The sequence below is a fragment of the Pseudomonas sp. PS02303 genome (assembly GCF_029959925.1).
GTDB lineage: Bacteria > Pseudomonadota > Gammaproteobacteria > Pseudomonadales > Pseudomonadaceae > Aquipseudomonas > Aquipseudomonas mandelii.
Genome location: NZ_JASCOM010000006.1, coordinates 73,343 through 89,121, shown reverse-complemented (window position 1 = coordinate 89,121; position 15,779 = coordinate 73,343). Strand labels below are relative to the sequence as shown.

Annotated in this window: 19 protein-coding genes and 1 pseudogene; 5 read left to right on the top strand and 15 right to left on the bottom strand. The window is 61.1% G+C overall.

Annotation, left to right across the window (positions count from 1 at the left end):
- Positions 1-87 precede the first annotated feature (87 nt).
- Entirely contained in the window at positions 88-717 is a 630-nt protein-coding gene (locus QMX98_RS03330) for a DUF5666 domain-containing protein (RefSeq protein WP_010456894.1), read from the bottom strand.
- 234 nt (positions 718-951) lie between these two features.
- Here QMX98_RS03330 and QMX98_RS03325 point away from each other — a divergent pair, with 234 nt between their 5' ends.
- Positions 952-2,157, top strand: a complete 1,206-nt coding sequence (locus tag QMX98_RS03325) for an MFS transporter (protein ID WP_010456896.1) — start codon at positions 952-954, stop codon at positions 2,155-2,157.
- 97 nt (positions 2,158-2,254) lie between these two features.
- Here the strand turns inward: QMX98_RS03325 and QMX98_RS03320 are convergent.
- Positions 2,255-2,425, bottom strand: a pseudogene (locus tag QMX98_RS03320) (type II toxin-antitoxin system HicB family antitoxin); the annotation flags it as partial.
- Positions 2,426-2,610: 185 nt separating this feature from the next.
- Here QMX98_RS03320 and QMX98_RS03315 point away from each other — a divergent pair.
- Both QMX98_RS03315 and QMX98_RS03310 read left to right on the top strand, forming a co-directional pair.
- Entirely contained in the window at positions 2,611-3,330 is a 720-nt protein-coding gene (locus QMX98_RS03315) for an SDR family oxidoreductase (protein ID WP_282410253.1), read from the top strand.
- A gap of 51 nt (positions 3,331-3,381) precedes the next feature.
- On the top strand, positions 3,382-4,269 hold the full coding sequence (locus QMX98_RS03310; RefSeq protein WP_083375999.1) for a LysR family transcriptional regulator: 888 nt from the start codon (positions 3,382-3,384) through the stop codon (positions 4,267-4,269).
- 63 nt (positions 4,270-4,332) lie between these two features.
- On the opposite strand, the gene QMX98_RS03305 is transcribed toward QMX98_RS03310, so the two are convergent.
- From QMX98_RS03305 to ccmA, 10 genes are all read right to left on the bottom strand, one after another.
- Positions 4,333-4,737 carry a hypothetical protein gene (locus QMX98_RS03305; protein ID WP_010456904.1) on the bottom strand — a complete coding sequence of 135 codons (405 nt, stop codon included), beginning with the start codon at positions 4,735-4,737 and terminating at the stop codon, positions 4,333-4,335.
- A gap of 14 nt (positions 4,738-4,751) precedes the next feature.
- Positions 4,752-5,954: a c-type cytochrome biogenesis protein CcmI gene (ccmI, locus tag QMX98_RS03300; protein WP_010456906.1), complete on the bottom strand. Its 1,203-nt coding sequence runs from the start codon at positions 5,952-5,954 to the stop codon at positions 4,752-4,754.
- The gene (locus tag QMX98_RS03295) at positions 5,947-6,420 is read right to left on the bottom strand and encodes a cytochrome c-type biogenesis protein (RefSeq protein ID WP_010456908.1); all 474 of its coding nucleotides are present in this window, start codon (positions 6,418-6,420) and stop codon (positions 5,947-5,949) included. The genes ccmI and QMX98_RS03295 overlap by 8 nt, the downstream gene beginning before the upstream one ends.
- Positions 6,417-6,953 carry a DsbE family thiol:disulfide interchange protein gene (locus QMX98_RS03290; protein ID WP_083375996.1) on the bottom strand — a complete coding sequence of 179 codons (537 nt, stop codon included), beginning with the start codon at positions 6,951-6,953 and terminating at the stop codon, positions 6,417-6,419. Before QMX98_RS03290 ends, QMX98_RS03295 begins: the two co-directional genes overlap by 4 nt.
- Positions 6,950-8,938: a heme lyase CcmF/NrfE family subunit gene (locus QMX98_RS03285; protein ID WP_145305782.1), complete on the bottom strand. Its 1,989-nt coding sequence runs from the start codon at positions 8,936-8,938 to the stop codon at positions 6,950-6,952. The genes QMX98_RS03290 and QMX98_RS03285 overlap by 4 nt, the downstream gene beginning before the upstream one ends.
- Positions 8,939-8,941: 3 nt before the next feature.
- Positions 8,942-9,397, bottom strand: coding sequence for a cytochrome c maturation protein CcmE (gene ccmE / locus QMX98_RS03280; protein WP_010456913.1), 456 nt, complete (start codon positions 9,395-9,397; stop codon positions 8,942-8,944).
- Positions 9,394-9,570 carry a heme exporter protein CcmD gene (gene ccmD, locus QMX98_RS03275; RefSeq protein ID WP_010456915.1) on the bottom strand — a complete coding sequence of 59 codons (177 nt, stop codon included), beginning with the start codon at positions 9,568-9,570 and terminating at the stop codon, positions 9,394-9,396. Before ccmD ends, ccmE begins: the two co-directional genes overlap by 4 nt.
- A complete protein-coding gene (locus QMX98_RS03270) occupies positions 9,567-10,322 on the bottom strand; it encodes a heme ABC transporter permease (RefSeq protein WP_010456917.1) in 756 nt (251 codons plus the stop codon). Before QMX98_RS03270 ends, ccmD begins: the two co-directional genes overlap by 4 nt.
- A 76-nt stretch (positions 10,323-10,398) precedes the next feature.
- Positions 10,399-11,067, bottom strand: coding sequence for a heme exporter protein CcmB (gene ccmB, locus QMX98_RS03265; protein ID WP_010456919.1), 669 nt, complete (start codon positions 11,065-11,067; stop codon positions 10,399-10,401).
- The gene (gene ccmA / locus QMX98_RS03260; RefSeq protein ID WP_010456921.1) at positions 11,064-11,699 is read right to left on the bottom strand and encodes a cytochrome c biogenesis heme-transporting ATPase CcmA; all 636 of its coding nucleotides are present in this window, start codon (positions 11,697-11,699) and stop codon (positions 11,064-11,066) included. Before ccmA ends, ccmB begins: the two co-directional genes overlap by 4 nt.
- Before the next feature lie 197 nt (positions 11,700-11,896).
- Here ccmA and QMX98_RS03255 point away from each other — a divergent pair, with 197 nt between their 5' ends.
- Positions 11,897-13,471 carry a flagellar hook-length control protein FliK gene (locus QMX98_RS03255; protein WP_282410252.1) on the top strand — a complete coding sequence of 525 codons (1,575 nt, stop codon included), beginning with the start codon at positions 11,897-11,899 and terminating at the stop codon, positions 13,469-13,471.
- Positions 13,468-13,797, top strand: a complete 330-nt coding sequence (locus QMX98_RS03250) for an EscU/YscU/HrcU family type III secretion system export apparatus switch protein (protein WP_010456924.1) — start codon at positions 13,468-13,470, stop codon at positions 13,795-13,797. Before QMX98_RS03255 ends, QMX98_RS03250 begins: the two co-directional genes overlap by 4 nt.
- 116 nt (positions 13,798-13,913) lie before the next feature.
- On the opposite strand, the gene QMX98_RS03245 is transcribed toward QMX98_RS03250, so the two are convergent.
- From QMX98_RS03245 to QMX98_RS03235, 3 genes are all read right to left on the bottom strand, one after another.
- Positions 13,914-14,306 (bottom strand): DUF2802 domain-containing protein, encoded by a 393-nt coding sequence (locus QMX98_RS03245; protein WP_010456926.1) that lies wholly within the window; start codon positions 14,304-14,306, stop codon positions 13,914-13,916.
- Positions 14,307-14,792: a chemotaxis protein CheW gene (locus QMX98_RS03240; RefSeq protein WP_010456928.1), complete on the bottom strand. Its 486-nt coding sequence runs from the start codon at positions 14,790-14,792 to the stop codon at positions 14,307-14,309.
- 89 nt (positions 14,793-14,881) lie between these two features.
- A complete protein-coding gene (locus QMX98_RS03235; RefSeq protein WP_010456930.1) occupies positions 14,882-15,778 on the bottom strand; it encodes a CheW domain-containing protein in 897 nt (298 codons plus the stop codon).
- Position 15,779 lies beyond the last annotated feature (1 nt).

The following is a 15,779-nucleotide window of genomic DNA, read 5'->3' as shown; positions in this document are numbered from 1 at the left end:
CGATAGCGAAGTGTTATTCAACATTGATATCAACTGACATTCCGCTATCGCGAGCAGGCTCACTCCTACAGGGTTTTTGCCCTGCCTTCACATCGGTGGGGTAACGCCATCCTTGCCCGCCGAGATCGATTGCGCAGTCAGTGTCCCGTCTGCACTTTGGGTGACGAATGTCACGATCTTCACCCCCACCTTCAGCAAACTCCTGTCCCCCGGCATCAAATTCACGATCGGCACATCCTCCGGCACCAGGATCTTCTGCTGCCCGCCCTTGTAGTTTACGGTCAACATCCGGCCATTGCTGACCACCAGATCGCCCACGCTGCCATTGGTCATGCTACTGCCCTTGACCAGATCGAACGGCCGATGCCCGTCGCCGCTGCCCGCCAGTTCCGGTGGAAAGACGTGGACTTCCAGCGCCTTCAAGGTGCCATCGTCTTGCGGAATGGCCGCCGATCCAACGTAGCTGCCGGGTTTGATGTCTTCGATATTGGCCAGGGTAACGGCGCGGACTTTGGTGTCGTTGGTCAGGTTGATTACCACGTTTTCGCCAGTGTTGACGTGGACTTTCAAGACGTCGGGGCTGACCCCGGTGATCTCGCCGCGCACGCCAATGCGCAGGCCCGGCGCGTCGGCGGCCTGGGCCAGACCTGCCGTGACCAGGCCGACCAAGGTAACCACTGAAGCACCGCGTATAAGGTGACGAAACATCGCATTCATGGAAGTGCCTTCCGGTTATGAATCGTGAAGGAGAACATAAGCACGCTATCGAACAGGTTGTAAGTGAATGTATCATCGGAGCTCGATATTTTGACGCAAGGTTTATCGATGGACAGCACTCCTGTCCGTCACTCATTCCGCAAAGGAATGATTGCTATCACTCCAATCCCTCTTCTGCCGAATCCGATACCTCTTTAGCCTGCGCGCATTCCCTTCTGTTCAGCGAGACACGTTATGAACCCAGCGACCCAGGTGCCCCACGGCACCGCGACAATGACCAAAGGCATGGTGCTGCTGTTCGCCTTCTGCTGCGGCGCGATTGTGGCCAACATCTACTACGCCCAGCCGATCATCGGCCTGATCGCGCCGGACATCGGCCTGACCAGCACCATGGCCAGCCTGATTGTTTCGCTGACCCAGATTGGTTACGCACTTGGCTTGTTCTTCCTGGTGCCGCTGGGTGATCTGCTGGAAAACCGTCGACTGATGATCATCACCACCGTAGTGGCGATTGCCAGCCTGTTGGGCGCGGCGTTTACCGATCAGCCGAACGTTTTTTTGCTGATCTCGTTGCTGGTGGGTTTCAGTTCGGTGTCGGTGCAGATCCTGATTCCGCTGGCGGCGCACCTCGCGCCGGAAGAGTCACGCGGTCGGGTCGTCGGCGGGATCATGGGCGGTTTGCTGCTGGGGATTCTGTTGGCGCGGCCGGTGTCCAGCGTCGTGGCGGACCACTTCGGCTGGCGCGCGATGTTTGTGATCGCGGCGGCGTTGATGGCGGCGATCAGCATCGTGCTGGCGTTGACGATTCCCAAGCGTCAGCCGGATCACAGCGCCTCTTATGGCCAGTTGCTCGGTTCGCTATGGACGCTGCTGCGCCAGCAACCGGTGTTGCGTCAGCGCGCGTTCTACCAGGGTTGCATGTTCGCCACGTTCAGCCTGTTCTGGACCGCCGTGCCGCTGGAGCTGGCGCGCAATCACGGCCTGTCGCAAACCCAGATCGCGATCTTCGCCCTGGTCGGCGCCATCGGTGCGATCGCCGCGCCGATTGCCGGTCGACTGGCAGATGCCGGCCACACCCGCATCGCCTCCTTGCTGGCCCTGCTGTTCGCCAGCCTGAGCTTCCTGCCAGCGTTCATCCATCCGGTCTACAGCGTCATCGGTCTCGCGGTCACTGGCGTGGTCCTCGACTTCTGCGTGCAGATGAACATGGTCCTCGGCCAACGCGCGGTCTACGCCCTCGACGCCAAAAGCCGCAGCCGCTTGAATGCGTTGTACATGACCAGCATCTTCATCGGCGGCGCGTTCGGTTCCTCGGTGGCCAGCGCAGTGTATGAACACGGCGGCTGGCTGTGGATCGTGATCGTGGGCAGCGCGTTCCCGCTGTTGGCGTTGTTGCGGTTTTTGAGTGTTTCGCCGAAGGCTGCGTTGGCGGCTGCATAAGGTCAAAAAGCATCGCGGGCAAGCCACGCGCCCACAGGAATCTGGCTTGCTCGTGACTGATGTGCGACTGATGTTCCGCGCTTCAAATCTTGTTCACCGATGTCGGCACCGGAAGATCCAGCCCCTGTGCTTCCATTTGTTGCAGAAGTATCTGCACGATTTCGACAGCTGCGTCGTATGCCTCCTCGAACGTATCCGCGGCAGTCACAGCACCCGGGATATCCGGTGTTTGAATACCCACTCGATCCTCATTCCCCCAAGCACGAATCCTATAACTTCACCTGAGCGCATTTCGCCCCTGCGGTCAGGATGGATCTCACCTGATTCGTTACCGCCAAGGCCAACCCGGATTACACTCAGCGTCCAAAGCCTGAAGCGATGCTGGATGCGATTCGCGGCTGACCCGTTCAACGGCCGCCCGCCCCGGCGGCCTGTGCTTTCAAGGAGTGTGCAATGACTCGACGTACCTTTCTCATTACCGGTGCCAGCAAAGGCATCGGTCGGGCAGTGGCCGAACATCTGGACCGTGCGGGGCATCGGGTGGTCGGGATTGCCCGGACCCCGGACCTGTCGTTCCCCGGCATTCTGTTTCCGCTGGATTTGAGCGACAGGGCGCTGACCCAGGAAGTGCTGGCGGATCTGTCCAGGACGTATGAATTTGATGGGCTGGTCAACAATGTCGGTCTGGTCCGCCCCCAAGTGTTGGGCGAAATCGACCTCGACACCTTTGATGACGTGATGCGGGTCAACCTGCATTCGGCGTTGCAGGCCACTCAGGCGTTGCTGCCAAATATGCGCGCCAAGGGCTGGGGTCGAGTGGTCAATATTTCCAGTCTGACTGTACTCGGCATCACCCAGCGCACGGCCTACGCGGCGGCCAAGGCGGCGTTGATCAGCTTCACCCGCTCCTGGGCGCTGGAACTGGCGCAAACCGGCGTGACCGTAAATGCCGTGGCGCCGGGGCCGACCGAGACCGAGCTGTTTCGCGCCAACAACCCGCCGGGCAGCGAAGGTGAAGCTCGGTATCTGGCGGGTGTGCCGATGGGACGACTGGGGCAGCCACACGAGATCGCGGCGGCCATTGCGTTTTTGTTGTCCGAGCAAAGCGGGTTTATCACCGGGCAGACCTTGTTTGTCGACGGCGGCTCCTCCATAGGCAAAGCCGCGTTCTGACTCGCCCCACTGGGGTCTCGACAGTGTTTAGAATCGCAAAAAGGACTTGAGATGGACCGCCTCGGCGCAATGGAAACCTTCGTCTACGTGGTGGAAACCGGCTCGTTTTCCGCCGCCGCCCGGCGCCTGAATATCGGCCAGCCCGCCGTGTCGAAAACCATTGCGCAACTGGAGTCGCGTCTCGCGGTTCGACTGCTGTTGCGCTCGACTCGCGGCCTGACGCCCACCGAAGCCGGGCTGGCCTTTTTCGAACGCGCCAAGCGCGCCATCGAAGAAGCCAATGAGGCCGACAACGCAGCACGCGGCGCCGCCAGCGGTCTGACCGGCAACCTGCGGATCTGTGCTGCCGTGACCTTCGGCCGACTGCACATCGTTCCGCACCTCGGGCCGTTTCTCGATCAGAACCCGGACCTGAACATCGACCTGATGCTCGATGACCGCAACGTCAATCTGGTCGAGGAAGGCATCGACATCGCCCTGCGCATGGGCACCCTGAGCGACTCCGGCCTCACCGCTCGTAAAATTGCCGAATGCCGGCGCGTCGTGCTGGGCACCCCCGCCTATTTCGAAAAACACGGCGAGCCCACTTGCCCGACCGACCTGAGCAACCACCAGGCAATCGCCTACACCTTGGGTGGCGGTGGCAACTGGCAGTTCTGCAACGGAACAGATGAGCAGTCAGTCATCATCAGCGGGCGAATCCGCGTCAACGCCGCCGAAGGCCTGCGTGCAGCCGTGCTCGCCCATCAAGGGCTGACCCTGGCGTCGGAATGGATGTTTGCGCCGGAACTGGCCAACGGTGCGGTCAGGGAAGTGATGAAGGAGTGGGCCCTGCCGAATCAGGACCTGTGGGCGGTATTTCCCACCGGCAGAATGGCCAGCGCGAAGGCTCGGGCGTTTGTGGAGTTTGTGCAGGGGTTGATGGCCAAGGAGACCTGAATCACTGGGGATCCTTGCAAACCCCAGACAGCAAAACGGCGATCCGAAGATCGCCGTTTCTGTTTATTCCCCGAATTGCCGCCCCAACCCACCTGGCACACCATGGATATTGGTCTCTTCCCATGGCCCGTCCGGGCTGATCGACCGGCTCCAGCCGTTGTTCCAGCGGTAGTAGGTGCGCTGGCGGTAGAAGGTGTTGGGCTGGTCATCAAGCACGTACACGCCAAGCTTGGCATCCCAATGGCTGTTGCCACCCGGTGGGGGCGCGAAGCTGGCGGAGGTGCGTGGCAAAGGTTTGGCGGGCTTGGCCGGAATGCTCGGCTTGCTCGGTGTCGGTGTGGGGGACGGCGTCGGACGCGGCTGCGACGGCGGGATCGGTGGCAGCCGCTCAGGCGGCTGCGGTTGGACCACACAAGCGCTTAACCCCAAAACCATACTGAGCAGGGTGATACGAGCGATGGTGGTCATAGTGGCGTTTCCTGTCATTTATCCGGGCTGTCGATGGTCAGTTTTTGCGCTGCGGTGGTGCTGCTGGCCAGGGGCTGGCTGCGACCGATCCATTCGCCGGCAGTCGGTTGGCCGGCGCGGGAGACGCGCGCAACCAGTTGGACTTCAGGGAAGTTCGACAGTTTCAACTGCGGCATCATTGCGTCGGCATCGCCCAGTTCGACGGTGGCCGGCAGATCGGCCACGGTCAGGCGTTTGGCGGCCAACGGGGCCGGTGGACCTGAGGTGGCGCGGGCGAAGATGAACACGCTGTCGCCGGGCTGGACCTTGGCTTTGAGCTCAGGTGCCAGATCGACGGTGACCTTAAGCTTCGCTGCCGCTTTGGCCACTGGTGCCTGGGCGACTTTGCCGCCGCTGGCTTCGAGTTTCTCGGTGGCTCGCGTGATCCCGCCTTGCAGCGCGGCACGGGAACTGTCCTCCGGCGGCAGTTGCGCCAACAGGCGATTCCAGTAGTCGATGGCGTCCTGATACCGCTGGCTTTCAAACGCCGCGATGCCCAGCAGGCCAAGGCTGGTGACTTCTTTCGGATCGGCTTTCAGCGCTTCGTCAGTCAACGCCTGAATTTTGTCCGACCACTTTTTGCCATCGGCGAAGTACTGGGCCTGGGCCCATTGGCCGAGCAGTTCCGGCTGACGACCGGCCAGGTTCACCGTGCGCTCGAAGATCTTCGCCGCGTCTCCCGGACGGTCCTGAGCCATGTAGGTGCGACCGAGGAAGTACAAGCCTTCAGCCGAATCCGGCTGTGCCGCGACCGCGCGCTCCAGACGCTGGGTCATCTCTTCCATCGACTGCGGCGCCTGGGCGAATTCGCGAGTCAGTTCAACCTTGTCGCTGGCACCGTAATGCAGGTACAAGCCAAGCCCAAGGACCGGCACCAGAATCGCCGCCAGCAAGGGCAACGGTTTGCCCAGGCGCGCCACGCGCGGTGCCTCGACGCCTTCGGTGTCGGCGAGCAACTCACGGGCAGCTTCGGCGCGACCGGTTTCCAGTTGCGCCGCGTTGAGCACGCCCTCCTCCTGCTCGGTTTGCAGCTCAGCCACGCGCTCCTGATACAGCGCAACGTTCAGGGCAGTACGATCCTCTTCAAGCTGTGCACGACGGCCACGCAAAACGGGGATCAGCAGAAAACTCAGGGCAACCAGAAGCAGCAGACCTGCAGCGAGCCAGAAATCAATCATTCTTGGTTTTATCCAACAGGTGGTCGAGGCGCTCACGCTCCTCGGCAGAGAGCTCATCCTTGGTGTCAGCGCGCTGCACGCGACGACGGCGGACGATCACGGCGATGATCACAAAACCGCCCAGCAACAGGCCGGCGGGGCCGAACCAGAGCAGAGCGGTCTTGGCGTTCAGAGCGGGTTTGTAGCGGACGAAATCACCGTAGCGATCAACCATGAAGTCGATGATCTGCTGATTGTCCTTGCCCTCGCCCAACATGCGGAAAATCTCTTTGCGCAGGTCGGCGGCGATCGGTGCGTTGGAATCGGCGATGTCCTGGTTCTGGCACTTGGGGCAACGCAGCTCTTTGGTCAGCTCGCGAAAACGCTCGCGATCGCCTTCTTTGGCGAACTCGTAGGTGTCGATGGCGGCGTGGGCAACACCGGCCATGCTCAAACCCAATACAAGGGCGGCTATCCAGCGCTTCATGGCTTGGCCTCATCGACCAGCGCCTGATACCTGGCCGCCAGTTTTTCGCGCCAGACCTGTTCGTCGATCACCCCGACGAACTTGTCGCGGATGATGCCTTTGGCGTCGATGAAAAAGGTTTCCGGGGCGCCGTAGACACCGAGGTTCAGGCCCAGCGAGCCGTCCGCGTCACTGATCCCCAACTGGTACGGATTGTGGAATTCCACCAGCCACTTCTTAGCGTCGGCGTTGACGTCCTTGTAGTTGATGCCATAAATCGTTACGCCCTGCTGGGCCAGCTTGTTCAATACCGGATGCTCGACCTTGCAGGCGATGCACCAGGTGGCCCAGACGTTGACCAGCGCCGGTTTACCGAGAATGTCGGCCTTGGTCAGGGTCTTGTCGCCTTCCACGGTCGGCAGGGAAAACGCCGGGAACGGCTTGCCGATCATCGCCGAAGGCAACTCGGCCGGGTCCAGGTACAACCCGCGGTACAGGAAAACAGCCACCACCAGAAAAATCGCCAGTGGCAACAGCATTAACCAACGTCTCATGCAGTGGCTCCCGACATACCGAGTGCTTCCCGCACGCGGCTTTTTACCTTGACCCGATAACGGCGATCCAGCGCCGCCAGCAACCCGCCGAAACCTGTCAGCAGCCCGCCGAACCAGATCCAGCGCACGAACGGCTTGACGTGCACGCGCACGGCCCAGGCGCCATCGCCCAGCGGTTCGCCAAGGGCGACGTAAATGTCACGGGTGAAACCGGCGTCGATCCCGGCTTCGGTCATTACCGAGTTCTGCACGGTGTACAGGCGTTTTTCCGGGTGCAACACGCTGACTTCCTTGCCGCCCTTGATCACCCGGACGGTGCCCTTGTCGGAGGTGAAGTTCGGGCCTTCGTAGTGCTTGGCGCCTTCGAACACGAAGTGATAACCGGCCAGGTCCATGGACTCGCCCGGCGCCAGGCGCAAATCGCGTTCGGCACTGTTCTGGCTCGACAGCACGACGCCAAGGGCGCACACGGCGATGCCCAAGTGCGCGATCTGCATGCCCCAGTAGCTGCGGGTCAGGGTCGGCAGGCCTTTGATCAGGCCTTTGTGGCGGGTCTTGTCGAGGATGTCGCGCACACCGGCCAACAGCACCCAGGCCGCGAGCATGAACGTGGCGAGCACCGCCCAGTTGAAATCGCCATAAGCGACGCCGGCCACCACAGCTAACGCGGCACTGCCAAGCAACACCGGGGTCAGCATGCTCATCAGCCATTTGACCGGGGTGTCTTTCCAGCGCACCAGCATGCCGACGGCCATCACCATCATCAGCAACGCCATCAACGGAATGAACAGCGCGTTGAAGTATGGCGGGCCGACGGACAGCTTGGCGCCGGTCATCGCATCGAGAATCAGCGGATACAAGGTGCCCAGCAGAATCATCGACGCCGCCACCACCAGCACCAAGTTGTTGCCCAGCAGCAGGGTTTCCCGGGACCACAGGTTGAAGCCGACGTGGCTTTTCACCACCGGGGCGCGCAGGGCGAACAGCGTCAGCGAACCGCCGACCACGAACAGCAGGAAAATCAGGATGAACACACCGCGCTCCGGGTCGGAGGCAAAGGCGTGAACCGAGGTCAGCACGCCGGAACGTACCAGGAACGTACCGAGCAAGCTCAACGAGAACGCGGCAATGGCCAGCAACACGGTCCAGCTTTTGAACACGCCACGTTTTTCCGTGACCGCCAACGAGTGAATCAGCGCCGTACCGACCAGCCAAGGCATGAACGAGGCGTTTTCCACCGGGTCCCAGAACCACCAGCCGCCCCAGCCGAGTTCGTAGTAGGCCCACCACGAACCCAGGGTGATGCCGATCCCGAGGAAAGCCCAGGCAACGATGGTCCATGGACGCGACCAGCGCGCCCACGCCGCATCAAGACGACCGCCCATCAGCGCCGCGATGGCGAAGGCGAAGGCCACGGAGAAACCGACGTAACCCATGTACAGCATCGGTGGGTGAACGATCAGGCCAATGTCTTGCAGCAACGGATTGAGGTCGGCGCCATCGCTGGGCACTTGCGGCAGGATGCGCTTGAACGGGTTGGACGTGAGGATCAGGAACAGCAGGAAACCGGTGCTGATCATGCCCATCACCGCCAGCACCCGGGCCAGCATCACTTGCGGCAACTGCCGGGAGAATACCGACACCGCAAAGGTCCAGCCGCCGAGGATCAAGGCCCAGAGCAGCAGCGAACCTTCGTGAGCGCCCCACACCGCGCTGAACTTGTAGTACCACGGCAAGGCGCTGTTGGAGTTGCTGGCCACGTAGGCGACGGAAAAGTCATCAGCCATGAACGCGTAGGTCAGGCAACCGAAGGCGAATAGCAAAAAGGCGAACTGGCCCCAGGCCGCTGGTTGCGCGAGGCTCATCCACAAACGATCACCGCGCCAGGCGCCGAGCAACGGCACGATGGCCTGGACCAGCGCGAAACACAGCGCCAGGATCATGGCCAGGTGGCCGAGTTCAGGGATAAACAGTGCGGATGTCATCGATCAACCCTCCTTCACGGGCGTTGGAGCAGATTGACCGCTGTCTTTCAAAGCCTTGGTCACTTCCGGCGGCATGTACTTTTCATCGTGCTTGGCCAGCACTTCGTCGGCCACCACCACGCCGTCGGCGTTCAGTTTGCCCAGCGCCACGATGCCTTGCCCTTCACGGAACAGGTCCGGGAGGATGCCGCGGTAGCTGATGGTCACGGACTTGTTGAAGTCGGTGACGATGAATTTCACGTCCAGCGAATCGCCGGAACGTTGCAGCGAGCCCTTCTCGACCATACCACCGGCGCGGATGCGCGTGTCTTGCGGGGCTTCGCCGTTGGCGATCTGGGTCGGGGTGTAAAACAGATTGATGTTCTGCTGCAGGGCGCTCAGGGCCAGGCCGACGGCAGCGCCGACACCCACCAGGATCGCGAGAATGATGATAAGACGCTTTTTGCGCAGCGGATTCACTTGCCGTTCTCCCGGCGCAAACGACGCGCCTCTTGTTGCAGATACCGCTTGCGGGCCAGGATCGGCGCCGCCACGTTGAGGATCAGCACCGCCAGGCAGATGCCATAGGCTGACCAGACATACAGGGCGTGATGGCCCATGGCGAGGAAGTCGCCGAATGAAGCAAAACTCATCGAACGGCCTCCAGACTGTTCTGCACTTCAGCTTTCACCCAACTGGCCCGGGCTTCGCGCTTGAGCACTTCAAGGCGCATGCGCAGCAACAGCACCGCGCCGAAGAAACAGTAGAAACCCAGCACCGTCAGCAACAATGGCAGCCACATCTCGGCGGGCATCGCCGGTTTTTCGGTGAGGGTGAAGGTCGCACCCTGGTGCAGGGTGTTCCACCACTCCACCGAGTATTTGATGATCGGGATGTTGATTACGCCGACGATCGCCAATACCGCGCAGGCCTTGGCCGCGCTGTCACGATTGCTGATCGCGTTGCCCAGCGCAATGAGACCGAAGTACAGGAACAGCAGAATAAGCATGGACGTAAGTCGCGCATCCCAGACCCACCACGAGCCCCACGTCGGCTTGCCCCAGATCGCGCCGGTGACCAGCGCCACGGCGGTCATCCAGGCACCGATGGGCGCCGCGCATTGCAGGGCGACATCGGCCAGTTTCATTTTCCAGACCAGCCCGACGATGCCGCACACTGCCAGCATGACGTAGACGGACTGCGCCAGCATGGCGGCCGGAACGTGGATATAAATGATGCGAAAGCTGTTGCCTTGCTGGTAGTCAGGCGGCGCGAAGGCCAGGCCCCAAACGACACCGACGCCGATCAGCAGCACTGCGGCAATGCTCAGCCACGGCAGCAATTTGCCACTGATGCCGTAAAACCATTTGGGCGAGCCGAGCTTATGAAACCAGGTCCAGTTCATTACTGTTTCCATCACGGTTGCTCTTCGCTATGAAGAGCCAAAGGGTCTTTACTGATCAAAAAATGACCAGACCTCATTATTCGCCGACGCTGATCTTCAGGCCAGCAGCTATTGCAAACGGTGTCAGGGTTATCGCCAAGGCGGTCAGGCTACCAAGCCACAAGAGATAACCGGTCGCCGGCATGCCCTGCAGGGCCGCCTGCAAGGCGCCACTGCCGAGAATCAACACCGGGATGTACAGCGGCAGAATCAGCAGCGCCAGCAACAGGCCGCCTCGCTTCAATCCCACCGTCAGGGCTGCGCCCACCGCACCGAGCAGGCTCAGCACCGGTGTACCCAGCAATAAAGAAAGCAGCAACACCGGCAGACAGGCGGTTGGCAAACCGAGCATCAATGCCAGCAGTGGAGCGAGCAAAACCAGTGCCAGGCCAGAGAAGGCCCAGTGTGCCAGTACCTTGGCCAAAACCAGAAGAGGCAGGGGGTGCGACGAAAGGACCCACTGTTCCAGCGATCCGTCCTCGAAATCACTGCGGAAGAGCCCGTCCAGCGAGAGCAGGACCGATAAAAGTGCCGCGACCCACACCAGTCCCGGAGACAAGGTTTGCAACAATTGAGACTCGGGACCGACCGCCAACGGGAACAGCGAAACGACGATCGCGAAAAAAACCAGCGGATTGGCCAGCTCAGCCGGACGGCGGAACAGTAGACGGGACTCACGGGCGACCAGCAGGCCGAAAACACTCATACGGCCCACTTCCCCAGATCGATATCGCGATAGCTGGCCGGCATCCGGCTCAGCGTGTGGTGAGTGGTCAGCACCACCATGCCGCCGCGCTCGCAGTGGGCGGCCAGGTGTTCTTCGAGTTGCGCCACGCCTTGTTTATCGAGCGCGGTGAACGGCTCGTCGAGGATCCACAGCGGCGGACTGTCGAGGTACAGGCGCGCCAATGCCACACGGCGTTTCTGCCCGGCGGACAACGTATGGCAGGGAACATCCTCGAAACCGCGCAATCCGACATCGGCCAGCGCTTGCCAGATCGCCTCGTGGGGAGCCGGTTGATGCAGGGCGCAGAGCCAGATCAGGTTCTCCTCCGGCGTCAACAAGTCCTTGATCCCGGCGGCATGACCGATCCACAGCAGGTTGCGCGCCAGTTCAAGGCGCTGATCGTTCAGCGGCTTACCGTTGAGCAGCACTTGACCGGCGGTCGGCTGCATCAGGCCGGATAACAGACGCAAGAGGCTGGTCTTGCCGCTGCCGTTGGGGCCGCTGATTTGCACCATTTCGCCACTGGCCAGTCTCAATTCGAGATTTTCGAAGAGCAGCCGAAGGTCTCGCTCACAAGCAAGGGCAACGGTTTGCAGGACAGGACTGGTCAAGAGATCACGGGCCTTTTGCGGTTCAAGTCGGCGGCGGAGCGGCCGCTAAAGAGATGCAGCATAGATGCATTGGCGGCCTGTTCTAGAGAGCTGCGTCAAACAAATGCAATGTTTTCGCCACTCCCCGAAGGACGGGCGGCATTATACATGCCATACCCTACTCTAAAGAGTGCATTTTCCTCAGGTTGTGACCGCGTATGACAGGCGAAATGAACATCCTCCCGGTACCGCAGACCACGCCCGCGACTTCGCGGCCGCTGGTAGTGAGCGGCGATCTGCTCAAGCTGCTGTCGCCGTTGGAGGGCCTGATCACCCCCGGCCAGACCGCCAAGGCTGAAGTGCTGTCGCTCAAGCAGGCGGATCAGACCTTTCAACTGTTGCTTAAAGTCACCCTCGACAGCGGCCGCCAGACCACGGTCCAGGCCACCAGCACCCAGCCGCTGCCCCAAGGCACCAGTCTGGCGATCACCCAACCGTCAGCGGGCAATCTGGCGATCACGGTGCAACAGGCCATTGCTTCCAGCGTCGCCACCCTCACCCGCATCGACACCGCGCAATTGCCGGTCGGGACGTTGTTGCAGGGCAAAGTACTGACCTCGCAAGTGCTGCCGCAGGTGCCGGGCCAGCCGACGGTGTTTCGTTCGATGGTGAGCCTGCTCAACACCGCGTTGAGCGGCAGCACGCTGAGCATCGACAGTCCGACGCCGCTGCGCATCGGCACGCTGTTGAGTGCCTTGGTGCAGGACACGCAAACGCTGAGGTTCGTGCCGTTGAGCAACCGTCAGGAGCAACTGGCGATCACCCAGCAATTGGTCAGTCAGCAGAGCCGCCAAGGCTCGCTGGATGGTTTGATCAAGCTGCTGCAAAACCTGCCTCCGTCGGATCAGACCTCCAGCGACCTGCGGGCCGCGGTGGAAAAACTGCTGGCCGGTTTACCGGACGTTCAGCAACTGAGTACGTCAAAAGGCCTCGCTCAGGCGCTGGCCAATAGCGGGCTATTCCTCGAAGCGAAATTGCTGACCGGGCAAAATCCGACACTGGCGCCCGACATGAAAGGCGATCTGCTCAAGCTGATTGCGCAATTGACGCCAGGGCTGCCGGCCAACACTAATCTCAATGCGATCATTGCCGCCAACACGCTGGTCCAGTCCATGCCGAGTTTCGTGCGCAGCGCCCTGGGCATGCTCGGCCAGGTCAGCGCCAAGCCGTTGCCGACCAGTTTCCCGCTGCCCGAACGGCTGCTGCAAAGCCAGGACGGTGAAAACGATCTGGAGCATTTGCTGCGTCTGGCTGCGGCGGCGGTTTCGCGCCTGCAAAGCCATCAGTTGTCGAGTCTTGAGCAGACCGGCGTCACTGACGATGGCCGCCTGCTCAGCACCTGGCAGCTGGAAATTCCGATGCGCAATTTGCAGGACATCGTGCCGCTGCAGGTCAAGTTCCAGCGCGAAGAAGCGCCGGAGAAAGAACAACCCCACGAACGTCGAGACGAACGCGAACCGAAGCAGCAACTGTGGCGCGTGGACCTGGCGTTCGACATGGAACCGTTGGGCCCATTGCAGATTCAGGCGCAGCTGATCAAGGGCAGCCTGTCCAGCCAGCTCTGGGCCGAACGGCCGTACACCGCCAGCCTGATCGAAAGCAATCTGGCTGCACTGCGCCAGCGCTTGCTGGACTCCGGGCTGAACGTCGGCGATCTGGATTGCCACCTCGGTACACCGCCACAAGGCCCACAAACCCGCCTCGAACAACGCTGGGTCGACGAAACCGCATGAGAAACCCCAACACCCCACGCCAGGCCATCGCCCTCAAATACGACGGCACCCACGCCCCTACCCTCACGGCCAAAGGCGACGAAGCACTGGCCGAAGCCATTCTGAAGCTTGCCCGTGATTATGAAGTGCCCATCTATGAAAACGCCGAACTGGTGAAGCTGCTGGCGCGGATGGAACTGGGGGAAAGTATTCCGGAAGAGTTGTACCGCACGATTGCCGAGATTATTGCGTTTGCGTGGAATTTGAAGGGTAAGTTTCCGGCGGGGCATGATCCGGAGGCGACCATGGTTGAGAAGGACATCACTGATCGCGGTGACGACTACTGATCGTTCCCACGCTCTAAGTGGGAATGCAGCCCGTGACGCTCTGCGTCACATTCAACAGCGGAATGCGGAGCGTCCCCAGAGATCGTTCCCACGCGGGGAACGATCTTTGGCAGGCGTCAGTTCTTGTGAAGCTTGCGCATCAACTCCGCCTCAGCCTGGGTCAACCCGCAAGACTGAGTCAGTTCATCAACAGTAGCCCCCATGCCGACCAGGCGCGCCGCCTGGGCAAACGACAGGCTCGACGGATCGCGCTGTTCCAGCTGCGCCAGTTTGTCCGGCAAGGGACTGACGACGGCGCGCAGTTCGTGCAGGTCTTCACCCATGCGCACGTTGCCGCTTTGATAGTCGTCGACGCGTTTGGCCAGGTCCTTGATGCGCTGATCGCGCAGCGCATCACCCTGGGCCTGTTGCGCGGCAATTTGCCGTTGAGCGCGAATGTACGCCAGAAACATTGCCAGCGTGCCTGCCCAGAAAAGGAACAGGACAATGACCGCTACCTCAAGAATCAATCAGATGTTCTCCAGGTCCGACCATTCTTCTTCGCTCATCATCTTGTCCAGTTCGACCAGGATCAGCAGTTCATTGTTCTTGTTGCACACGCCTTGAATGAACTTGGCGGACTCTTCGTTACCGACGTTTGGCGCGGTTTCGATTTCCGACTGACGCAGGTAAACCACTTCGGCCACGCTGTCGACCATGATCCCGACCACTTGCTTGTCGGCTTCGATGATGACGATACGGGTGTTGTCGCTGATCTCGGCATTCATCAGGCCGAAGCGCTGACGGGTGTCGATCACGGTGACCACGTTGCCGCGCAGGTTGATAATGCCCAGCACGTAGCTCGGGGCACCCGGGACCGGGGCGATTTCGGTGTAACGCAGGACTTCCTGAACGCGCATCACGTTGATGCCGTAGGTTTCATTGTCCAGTTTGAAGGTTACCCATTGCAGGATCGGATCTTCGGAACCTTTTGCATTCGTCGCTTGACTACTCATACCCTGACCCCTCGAAAAACCGCTTCTAGCGGTGTGTGTTCTGTGTGGCGGCATTCAACAATGCCGTCGCATACTTGTTATGTCGGCAGCTATGTCGGTTTGTGTAGCGGCTTGCTGCCGCCCATGTGCTTTGCCCCGCCGCTGGCGATCAACTCGGCCAGGGCGGAAACGTCCAGCAGCGCACACATGTGCTCAATCACCGTGCCGGCGAGCCATGGCCGCTGACCTCGATGACTTCTCCATTTGATTTCGTTCGGGTCCAGGCGCAACGAGCGGCTGACCTGATGCACCGCCAGCCCCCACTCGTAGCCCTGAACCGAAATGACGTATTGCAGGCCCTGACGGAAATCGTCGCGGTAGCGGTCGGGCATGACCCAGCGCGCGGTGTCCAGGACTTTCAGGTTGCCGGCCTGACTCGGCAGGATCCCGAGGAACCATTCGGGCTGGCCAAACAGCGGCGTCAGCTCGTGACCGGCCAGCGAATAAATCGAGCCCAGGCACACCAGCGGCACCGCCAGGGTCAACCCGGCGACATCGAACAGCAGGCATTCGAACGGCTCGGCGGCCCACGCCGGGCGACCGTCGGTTTCCACCGGTGGCGGCGTGTTGCTCGGCGGCAGATGGACTTCGACCAGCGGCGGCACCAGGGTTTGCAGCAACGGTGCGAGGGTCGAGACCGGCGCCAGGATCGGTGCCGGCGCATCTTCGATCACCACCGGGGCTTTTGCGACCGCAGCGACCACTGGCGCGACAACAGGTGCAGCTGCCACAACGGACTTCTGCGCATCACGCGCCTGCTCTTCAAGCACGGCGGCCTGGAACTCGTCCAGCGCAGCCTCAACCTCTACCGCTTCAACAACCTCGATGACTTCAGCCACCGCTTCCACTTCCAGCGGCAACTCTTCAGTCGCTTCCATCAGCAGGCTGTCCAGATAAGACTGGAGCGCCAGTTGCGGACGCGAGGTGATTTTCACCGGCCGATTCATC